General features: G+C 59.9%; 9 protein-coding genes. 8 read left to right on the top strand and 1 reads right to left on the bottom strand.

Annotated elements, in window-relative coordinates; genetic code table 11:
- Positions 1–148 precede the first annotated feature (148 nt).
- The 6 genes from otnI (at position 149) to AAC083_RS01110 (ending at position 7,396) form a co-directional block, all read left to right on the top strand.
- Positions 149–922, top strand: coding sequence for a 2-oxo-tetronate isomerase (gene otnI / locus AAC083_RS01135; RefSeq protein ID WP_108537852.1), 774 nt, complete (start codon positions 149–151; stop codon positions 920–922).
- Between the two features lie 35 nt (positions 923–957).
- Positions 958–1,902 carry a D-erythronate dehydrogenase gene (denD, locus tag AAC083_RS01130; protein WP_108537851.1) on the top strand — a complete coding sequence of 315 codons (945 nt, stop codon included), beginning with the start codon at positions 958–960 and terminating at the stop codon, positions 1,900–1,902.
- Entirely contained in the window at positions 1,899–3,401 is a 1,503-nt protein-coding gene (locus AAC083_RS01125; RefSeq protein ID WP_108537850.1) for a GntP family permease, read from the top strand. The genes denD and AAC083_RS01125 overlap by 4 nt, the downstream gene beginning before the upstream one ends.
- Before the next feature lie 91 nt (positions 3,402–3,492).
- Positions 3,493–4,395: a DMT family transporter gene (locus AAC083_RS01120; RefSeq protein ID WP_108537849.1), complete on the top strand. Its 903-nt coding sequence runs from the start codon at positions 3,493–3,495 to the stop codon at positions 4,393–4,395.
- Positions 4,396–4,968: 573 nt separating this feature from the next.
- Positions 4,969–6,423, top strand: coding sequence for an OprD family outer membrane porin (locus tag AAC083_RS01115; RefSeq protein ID WP_108537848.1), 1,455 nt, complete (start codon positions 4,969–4,971; stop codon positions 6,421–6,423).
- A gap of 145 nt (positions 6,424–6,568) precedes the next feature.
- On the top strand, positions 6,569–7,396 hold the full coding sequence (locus AAC083_RS01110; protein WP_108537847.1) for an SDR family oxidoreductase: 828 nt from the start codon (positions 6,569–6,571) through the stop codon (positions 7,394–7,396).
- Positions 7,397–7,478: 82 nt separating this feature from the next.
- On the opposite strand, the gene AAC083_RS01105 is transcribed toward AAC083_RS01110, so the two are convergent.
- Positions 7,479–7,811 (bottom strand): DUF1904 family protein, encoded by a 333-nt coding sequence (locus AAC083_RS01105; protein WP_108537846.1) that lies wholly within the window; start codon positions 7,809–7,811, stop codon positions 7,479–7,481.
- An 87-nt stretch (positions 7,812–7,898) separates the two neighbouring features.
- On the opposite strand from AAC083_RS01105, the gene AAC083_RS01100 reads away from it, so the two are divergent.
- Together AAC083_RS01100 and AAC083_RS01095 are read left to right on the top strand one after the other, a co-directional pair.
- Positions 7,899–8,789: a TraB/GumN family protein gene (locus AAC083_RS01100; RefSeq protein ID WP_108537845.1), complete on the top strand. Its 891-nt coding sequence runs from the start codon at positions 7,899–7,901 to the stop codon at positions 8,787–8,789.
- 133 nt (positions 8,790–8,922) lie between these two features.
- Positions 8,923–9,108, top strand: a complete 186-nt coding sequence (locus AAC083_RS01095) for a DUF3149 domain-containing protein (RefSeq protein ID WP_108537844.1) — start codon at positions 8,923–8,925, stop codon at positions 9,106–9,108.
- The last annotated feature ends 214 nt before the right edge of the window (positions 9,109–9,322 follow it).

Below are 9,322 nucleotides of genomic sequence, written 5' to 3'. Positions count from 1 at the left end.
GTCCCGTGGTCACCGGCAAGGATCTCGTCGACGCGGTCAACAACATGGAGGAGCTGGAAGAGACGGCCCGCCTCGCCCTGCTGCTGCACGGCCAGCGGATCCGCTATCTGAGCGAGCCCGAGATCAACGAATTGAGGAGTCTGAAGCCATGAGCAAGTTTGCCGCCAATCTCACCATGCTGTTTACCGAGCTGCCGTTTCTGGAACGCTTCGCGGCGGCCCGCGAGGCTGGCTTCGAGGCGGTGGAGTTCCTGTTTCCCTACGAGTGGCCGGCCGCCGAGCTCGCCCGCCAGTTGCAGCAGTACGGTCTGACCCAGGCGCTGTTCAACATGCCGCCGGGTGACTGGGCGGCCGGGGAGCGCGGCATGGCCGCCATACCGGGGCGAGAAGCCGAATTTCGTGCTCACCTGCCCACCGTGCGTGACTATGCCCTGGCCCTTGACTGTCGCAAGGTGCACGCCATGAGCGGCATCGTCGACCCGGCACACACTCTGGCAGCCCACCGCCAAACCGTGATCGATAACCTCCGTTTCGCCGCCGATTTCCTGGCCAAAGACGGTATCAGGGTACTGCTCGAACCGCTCAACGATCGGGACGTGCCCGGCTACTTCCTCGCCCATCAGCTCGATGCCCTGGCACTGGTGCAGGAGATAGACAGACCCAACGTGGCGGTGCAGCTCGATCTCTATCACGCCCAGATCATGGACGGGGATCTCACCCGCCTCATCGGCAAACTGGGCCCGGCCATCGGCCACGTCCAGATCGCCTCGGTGCCGGACCGTCACGAGCCAGACGAAGGGGAAATCGCCTACCCGCACCTCTTCAAGGTGCTCGAGCAGGCGGGCTACCACGACTGGATCGGCTGTGAATACAACCCCAGAGGCAATACCCGGCAAGGCCTGGCCTGGCTGGCACAACAATAACAACCCTAAACACGAACGAGTCTGAGGATAGCAAGATGCAGATCATTATCACCGGCGGAGGCGGTTTTCTGGGACAGAAGCTGGCTCATGCCCTGTTGCACAGTTCCCTCTCTTTCAGCGAGCTGTTGCTGGTGGACATCCAGGAGCCACAAGCCCTGGCCGACCCGCGAGTACGCTGCCTGCAGGCGGATCTGACCGCTCCCGGAGTGGCCGAATCGCTGATAAGCAAACATACCGCCATCGTCTATCACCTTGCCGCCATCGTCAGCAGCCATGCGGAACAAGACTTTGATCTCGGCTGGCGGGTCAACCTGGACACCACCCGCAGTCTGCTGGAGGCGTGCCGCCAGGCCCGCCCAGACATCCGCTTCGTGTTCACCAGCTCGCTGGCCGTCTACGGCGGCCCGCTGCCGGAGGTGGTAGACGACGGCACGGCACTGACCCCGACCTCCTCCTACGGCGCCCAGAAGGCGATGGGGGAGCTGTTGGTCAACGACTACAGCCGCAAGGGCTACGTCGACGGCCTGGCACTGCGCCTGCCCACCATCTGTGTGCGGCCCGGCAAGCCTAACCGCGCCGCCTCATCGTTTGTCAGCAGCATCATTCGCGAACCGCTACAGGGGGAACAAACCACCTGCCCGGTGAGCCCAGCGCTTCGCCTCTGGCTCTCGAGCCCCGCCACCGTGGTCAACAACTTCCTGCTGGCTGCCACGCTGCCCAGAGGGGATGGCCGCAGCATCAACCTGCCCGGCATCAGCGTCACCGTCGGCGAGATGCTGGACGCACTCACCCAGGCCGGTGGTCAGGCGGCCCGTGACAAGGTCAGTTTTGCCCATGACCCGGCCATCGAGCGCATCGTCGCCAGCTGGCCCGGACAAATAGACAACAGCCGGGCACTGGCATCCGGCTTCATGGCAGACAGGACGTTTGCCGGGATCATCGACTGTTTCATGACCCATGACCTGCAGGAGGCATCATGAGCACCATACCAACCCCCATCATCGGACTCATCATCGCGGTCTTCGTGCTGGTCTTTCTGGTAGTGCGTACCCGGGTACACGCCCTGATCGCCATGCTGGCCGCGGCCTGCATCGCCGGGATCACTGGCGGCATGAGCATCGACAAGACCCTCACCGTCATCACCCAGGGGTTTGGTTCGACCCTTGGCAGCATCGGCATCGTCATCGGCCTCGGCGTCATGATGGGACGCCTGCTGGAGGTGTCGGGCGCTGCCGAACAGATCGCCTACAGCTTCATCAAGTGGCTCGGCAAACGCCGCGAGGAGTGGGCCCTGGCTATCACGGGCTACGTCGTCAGCATCCCCATTTTCGTGGACTCTGCCTTCGTCATCCTCTATCCGGTGGCCAAGGCGCTGGCGAAAAGCGGCAAGCGCTCCCTGCTCACCCTGGGCGTAGCGCTGGCGGGGGGGCTGGTGGTCACCCACCACACTGTGCCGCCAACCCCGGGTCCCCTCGGTGTCGCCGGTCTGTTTGGCGTGGACATCGGCGCCATGCTCTTGATGGGCATTGCCCTGGCCATCCCCTGCGTGCTCGGCATCGTCTTCTACGCCCAGTGGCTCGACAAGAAGTACCCCGAGTTCGCCGCCCAGGTCACCAAGACGCCGGATGAACTCCAGTCCACCTACGAGCAGTACATCCAGGGGAAGGAGGGCAAGAGCCTGCCCAGTCTGACCCTGTCACTGCTACCGATCCTGGTGCCCATAGTGCTCATCTTCCTCAAGGCCATCTTCACCACCCTGGCCACCCTGGAAGGCATGGACGGCCTGGCCGCCAACCCTCTGGTGCAGGGTGTCAACTTCATCGGCACCCCCATCATAGCGCTCGCCATCAGCGTGCTGCTGGCTGTCTATACACTAGTACCGCACATGGATCGCCACGCCACCGCCGCCCGCCTGGAAGAGGGGCTGCAATCGGCCGGAATCATCTTGCTGGTGACCGGTGCCGGTGGCGCCCTGGGTGCCGTGCTCCGTGACAGCGGTGCGGGCCAGCAGATGGCCGAGCAGATCGCCCAGCTACCCATTTCCCCCATCCTGATCCCCTTCATCGTGGCGACCCTGGTGCGCCTGATCCAGGGCTCGGGTACAGTGGCCATGGTGACAGCGGCCTCTATTTCTGCGCCCATACTGGCCCAGATCCCGGGGGTCAACATGCTGCTGGCAGCCCAGGCAGCCACCATGGGGTCGCTGTTCTTCGGCTACTTCAACGACAGCCTGTTCTGGGTGGTCAACCGCATGATGGGTATCTCGGATGTCAAACAACAGATGGTAGTCTGGTCCATCCCCACCACCATAGCCTGGGCCATTGGCGGCACCAGCGTGGCATTGCTCAACTTGCTGTTCGGTTCGGGCGGCACCTTGCTCGACCCCTTGCTGCCACTGGTGGTACTGGCGCTGATCATCTGGGGAGTAAGGCGTCAGCCAATTACCCCCGTTGCCAATGCGGTAGTAAACGGTAAATAGTCGATAACCAGACCAAAACAGGGATGGTCAGGAGGGAGGGTCCGTCTGCTAGACTGGCCCTCTTTTTATTCATCTTGCAAAGGAGTGTTGGATGTCTGCTTCTTCCTGGTGGGACAAGTCCACCGGTTTTGCGCTGCTGACCATACTGCTGTGGGCCTCACTGGCGGCGCTCACCTCACGGATCGCCAGCGTGTCACCTCTGGTTCTGGTGGGATTGGTGCTCTTCTTCTGCGGCGCCGGTGCCCTGCCGTTCTGGCGCCAGTGGCGGGCTAGCCCCATCACCTGGCTGGTCACGGTTGCGGCGCTGCTGTTCTACCATCTGCTGCTGTTCATGAGCTTTCGCCACGCCCCGGTGCTGGAGGCGAACCTCATCAACTACCTGTGGCCCCTGTGCATCATACTGTTCACCCCCCTGCTGCTGCCGGGCCATCCGCTCCATGCTCGCCACCTGCTGGCCGGTGCGCTAGGGCTGGCCGGTTCCGTGCTGGTGATGGTCAACGGCGAGTTGCAGCTGCAACAGGCCTATCTGCCCGGCTACTTGCTGGCGCTCGGCGCAGCCATCATCTGGGGTGCCTACTCTGTGCTCTCCCGCCGGTTGCCACCCGCACCGGCTGTGGTGACGGCGGCGGCCTGCCTGCCCGCCGGATTGCTGGCGCTGCTGCTTGCGCTGTGGCTGGAGGGACCGCTGCCCCTCGAACAGATCCCCACCCGCGACTGGTGGTTGATCGTGGGGCTGGCGCTCGGCCCCATGGGGGCGGCCTTCGTCACCTGGTATCTGGCGCTGCGAGACGGAGATCCCCGTCGCATCGGGGCACTGGCCTATCTGACGCCGCTGCTGAGCACCCTGTTGCTGGTGCTGCTCAATGGCGAACAGCTGACGCCCCGTCACCTGCTGGCCGGGGCCTTCATCATGGGGGGGGCCCTGCTCGGCATGCTGGGCAAGTCACCTGCCGCCCGCAAGCAGAAGGAGCCCGCCGCGCCTTCGTTGTCATGACAGCACCGCTATGAAGTGGCAATCATAAAAACGCCATCTCTCCTGCCTCGGCCATCAGGTCTGAATATCCCGTCCTATCTCTCTTATGAGTCCCCCGCTCCCGCCCCCAACGCGGGGGCATATCTTTTTTTTTGGCACAAAATTATCTGTTGCATACAGGTTAACGAAAAAAGTGACGCCCCTTGCAAAAGATCCGCCCAAGTCTCCGACCAATTTCACCTGAATATGGCTATCAGCGCCGATATAAGCGGGCTGCGGGTGTCCATGACAAGATCCATGATTATTTGCACTCTGTCATATTTTTGAAACTTGGCGGGAACTTTTCATTGATATTTCGCACCGCGAACGTACTCTTGGCATTGTCCGATAGCCAAGAATCGGAACACAAAAAATAACATGATGTGATGAACAGAACTGCCCACCGCACATACGCCAAGACGTCGCGGCCGCAGACGAACGACCAGTAATTTTTTGCCCTACGGGGTTTTTGATTGCAATGCCAATACCGAGCGGCGGGCCATCGCCTGACTGCCGGACAAAAAAGCTAAGTCCATAAAATCAGGAGCTATAAAAATGGAAAACGTGATCTTCAAGCGTGCTGCATTAAGCGCGGCGGTTGTTGCCGCCTTGGTCACCCCCAGCATGGCGTTGGCAGCTCAGGATATGATGAGCCCAACTTATGGCAAATCTTATGAAGCCTTTACCGATGATGCCAAGCTGACCGGCGGGCTGTTCTACTTCCAACGTGATCGTGTTCGTGTTGACTCTGGTGTCGTACCTGCAGAGAACACCGGAAAATATCGCTCCAACTTGAGCCATGCTACTGCTCAAGCAGCCCTTAACTTTACCTCCGGCTATGCATGGGACGTGGTGGGTTTAGACTTGGGCGGATTCACTGCCTATGACTTAGCCATTGATGAAAGTAACCCTGTCAACGCCGAGAATGAATTCTCTTTCTGGGGACGAGCTTGGGGAACCAGCAACACCGAATCTGAAAATGGTGCGAGCCTGACAAACGCAGCTCTTAAGTTGAAGCTGATTGAAGGTGTGACCGCAAAAGCTGGCTATACCCAATTGTATGTTCCTGGCCAAATTAGCGTTAACTGGTCTTATCAACCTGGTACTTACCGGGGCGGACAAATTGAAGGTAACCTTGGTGGTCTCTATCTGACCTACGCTATCGCCGATGAATACAAGGCTCCCTGGTTCAAAGAAACTCAGGGCTTTTACAAAAGTAAAGCGTGGAGCGGGCCTTGGGGTAATACCTTCGATAAAGAAAACGAAATCGACTACATCCATGCAGTTGCTGCTCGTTACACCTTTGAGACTGGCACGGCCATTACCGGCTCCTTCGGCCAGTCTGCAGATTATATGGATAGCTACCACGCCAAACTGGCTCACAAGTTTGACGTATTGGGAGGCCTCTCAACCAGCTACCAGTTCTATGGCTCCGAGACTGAGACTTACAAAAATGCCTCTGGTAGTCCTGTAGAGACTTATGATGGCTTGGCATGGCAACAAGCCCTGACCGCCGCCTGGAGCTACGCTCAGTACGGTTTCCGTCTGGAAGGTCTGTGGACCAAAGCGGAAGGGGCTGAAGGCAACTACCTGCCCCGTCTGACCCGCGGCTACGGCAACTCCCAGGGTGCTAACGAAATTTGGTGGGATTCCCGCTCCGACTGGAACGCCAACAACGAAAAAGCACTGTTCTTCGGCGTAACGCGTTCTCTGGATGACCTGGTTGGTGCGCCTGGCTGGTCTGTCGGTGTATCCGGTGCTTACGGCTGGGATATGGAGAAAGGTGATGGCACTAAAGTTGCCGAAGGAGATACAGAGTGGGCAGCTAACTTCGATGTCAGCTACACAGTCCAAGATGGCAAGCTGAAAGGCACCCTGTTCAAACTGCACTACACCGACTATAACAACGATCTGCCATCCACTTGGAAAGGTTGGACTGACTATCCAAACGTATTTACCTCCGAGCGTGACGTCAAATTCCACATCATCATGCCACTTACCATCATGTAATCAGGCATATTACGATGTCAGCAAACCGGGCTACTTGGCCCGGTTTTCTTTTTTCCGGGTGGCAGGCTAACATGCGAGCCGGATAAGGTTTTTATCCGCGCTATCCTGCCCGCACGCTTCTGTCAGCAGTTACAAGGACGCCATCATGCCCCGTTTTGTTCTGATCACCGGTTGTTCCAGTGGTATTGGCCTCGCTGCCGCGCAGGCGCTGGGTCAGCACGGTTTTACCGTGATCGCCTCCGCCCGCAAGGCCGACGATGTTGCACAGCTGCAACAGCAGGGTCTGCTGGCTGTACAACTGGACCTGGCGGACACCGCCAGCATAGAGCGAGGGGCGGCAGAGACACTGGCCCTGGCCGGGGGCCGTCTCTATGGTCTGTTCAACAATGGCGCCTATGGTCAGCCCGGTGCGCTGGAAGACTTGCCCACCGAGGCGCTACGTGCCCAGTTCGACACCAACCTGTTTGGCTGGCACCACCTGATCCGCCAGATACTGCCGGCCATGCTGGCCGCAGGAGAGGGACGCATAGTGCAAAATAGCTCGGTGCTGGGGCTGGTGGCCATGAAATATCGCGGCGCCTACAACGCCAGCAAGTTTGCACTGGAAGGATATACAGACACCCTACGTCTGGAGCTCGAAGGCAGCGGCGTGCACATCAGCCTGATCGAACCGGGCCCCATCGATACCCGCTTTCGCGCCAATGCCCACGCCGCCTTCGTGCGCCATATCGATCCGGCCCAGAGCCGCCATCAGGGCGCCTATCGCCAGACCCTGACCCGGCTGGAAAAAGAGGGAGCCACCAGCGGTTTCACGCTGCCAAGCGAAGCCTGCATCCCGCCGCTGCTGCACGCGCTGCAGAGCAAGCGGCCAAAGCATCGTTACCCGGTCACCTTCCCGACCCGGCTGTTTGCGGTATTGCGCCGCCTGCTGCCAAGCCGCTGGCTCGACAGGATCCTGGCCAAGTCGGCCTGATCCGGTTAGCGGCCATGGGCATCAAGCAACCCAGGTTGGGTTAGTGGCGTAACCCGACGCGCCTATCTTGTTTACCCGCTTTTCAATAGTGCTGACCATCGCTGTAGTAGTGGCTTTTGACGATGGGCAGCACCTGCACTACCACATAGGTCTGCTCCCCCAGCACCGCCTTCAGATGGCGGGTGATGAGCGCCGCAGCGGCATCTTGCAGCTCCTGCGGTCGTTCGAACCAGACCAGCTCCACAAACGGAAAACCGGCTTCGACCGCCCCGCTGCGTACCCAGGTACTCTCGACCCGCTCCAGGGTGACAAACTCGGGCTTGCCGCCGGTCAGGGCGCACAGATCCGCCAGCAAAGGCGTGCTTATCTGCTGCAGGGTATCGACGGAAACGGCCCGAAAACGAAGATGGGGCATGGGAAACCTCTTGGCTGTGACGAATGAGGACTTATCATAGGGCTTAATGTTATGAAGAGAAGCCATCCCGCCAACATAAGGTGCCTCATGAAATTTCACCGCACGCTGATTGCCTTCCTGCTCTGCCTGCTGCTGCCGCTGACCGCCTTTGCCGACCCCGCCTTCTATCGGGTGAGCAAGGGTGACCAGCAGCACTGGCTGCTGGGCTCCATTCATGCGGGCAAACCCTCGCTCTATCCGCTGCCCGATCCCGTCGAACACGCCTGGCAACAAAGCCGTGCCCTGGTGATGGAGGTCGATCTCACCCACATCAGCCAGACGCAGTGGCAGGAGATGGGCGCCATCACCCGGCTGGTGGATGGCAAAACCCTCAAGGATCACGTGCCGCTCGATCTGTATCAACGCACCCTCATAGCCGCCGGCCAGAATGGCCTGACCGAGCACATGATCGCCCCGCTGCGCCCCTGGTTTGCGGCCATCACTCTGACCCAGGCGGCGCTGGAACGTACCGATTTCAGCAGCGCGCTCGGGGTGGATCAACACTTCGCCAAGCGCGCCACCGAGAGCGGCAAGCCCATCATCGGCCTCGAGACCCTGCTCGAACAGCTCGGCTACCTCGCCAGTGTCGGTGACAACCAGACCCTGATGCTGGAAAGCACCCTGGATGAGCTGCCCCAGCTCGAAACCGGCTTTCGCGACGTGATGAAGGCATGGCTGCAGGGGGATCAGGCAGCCCTGGTCAACCTGCTCAAAGCCGAGATGGCGCCACCCAAGCTGCAAGCCTGGCTGGAGCAGACCTTGCTGGCGGAGCGCAACCACAACTGGCTGAAGAAGTGGCCTACCCTGCCGAACGAGAGCTTTATTGTGGTAGGCGCCCTGCACCTTTATGGTGACCAGGGGCTGATCGCCCTGCTAGAGCAACAGGGATGGCGCATCACTCCACTCACAGCACCGGGCCCACGCACGGCAACCGATTGATGCCCCATCGCAGCGCTGGCTCTGCCCAGCGGGTTAGCCGAGTGCGAGATGGCTCACAGATCCGGCCGCCGATTAAATAACCACCAAGGGACTTGATCGAGATCATCTCATCACTCCCAAAGAGGTATCTATCATGCTTGTCATCAATGGGATGACAGGAGTGCATGAGATGGAATTTTGGATGAACCTGATGTTCGGCAACAGCGTGGGGCTCATGTCCATGTTGGTGATTATCGGTACCTTCCTGCTGATCAGTTCCTACGCGGCCTATTTCATCTACAAGGTGATAAATGCCAAGCCGCCGAAAGAGGAGCAGTAACACATCTCGTCAGGCGGTCCCGCGATCGCCTGTTAACGCTTGCCCGGCAACGACAGCCTGTCCGGCACGACTGACAGTGGTCCTCCAGACTGGCTAGTTGTGCCCCCATTTTCTGACCCCGACTCCCCCGCTATAATGCCCGCTCATTCCAATGCGGGGAGCCTGCCGTGTCTCATGACGACGAACTCTCACTGTTTCTGCAGGAAGTGGCCGA

Source organism: Aeromonas sp. HMWF014, from assembly GCF_963878295.1.
GTDB lineage: Bacteria > Pseudomonadota > Gammaproteobacteria > Enterobacterales > Aeromonadaceae > Aeromonas > Aeromonas popoffii.
Note: the sequence above shows the minus strand (reverse complement) of the source record. Positions and strands in the feature narration are given on the sequence as shown.

Bases quoted from the DNA above. Each gene is read 5' to 3' on its own strand.
- AAC083_RS01105 (WP_108537846.1), bottom strand. From the start codon at position 7,811: ATGCCCCATCTTCGTTTTCGGGCCGTTTCCGTCGATACCCTGCAGCAG.
- AAC083_RS01120 (WP_108537849.1), top strand. From the start codon at position 3,493: ATGTCTGCTTCTTCCTGGTGGGACAAGTCCACCGGTTTTGCGCTGCTG.
- AAC083_RS01115 (WP_108537848.1), top strand. From the start codon at position 4,969: ATGGAAAACGTGATCTTCAAGCGTGCTGCATTAAGCGCGGCGGTTGTT.
- AAC083_RS01125 (WP_108537850.1), top strand. From the start codon at position 1,899: ATGAGCACCATACCAACCCCCATCATCGGACTCATCATCGCGGTCTTC.
- denD (WP_108537851.1), top strand. From the start codon at position 958: ATGCAGATCATTATCACCGGCGGAGGCGGTTTTCTGGGACAGAAGCTG.
- otnI (WP_108537852.1), top strand. From the start codon at position 149: ATGAGCAAGTTTGCCGCCAATCTCACCATGCTGTTTACCGAGCTGCCG.
- AAC083_RS01095 (WP_108537844.1), top strand. From the start codon at position 8,923: ATGCTTGTCATCAATGGGATGACAGGAGTGCATGAGATGGAATTTTGG.
- AAC083_RS01100 (WP_108537845.1), top strand. From the start codon at position 7,899: ATGAAATTTCACCGCACGCTGATTGCCTTCCTGCTCTGCCTGCTGCTG.
- AAC083_RS01110 (WP_108537847.1), top strand. From the start codon at position 6,569: ATGCCCCGTTTTGTTCTGATCACCGGTTGTTCCAGTGGTATTGGCCTC.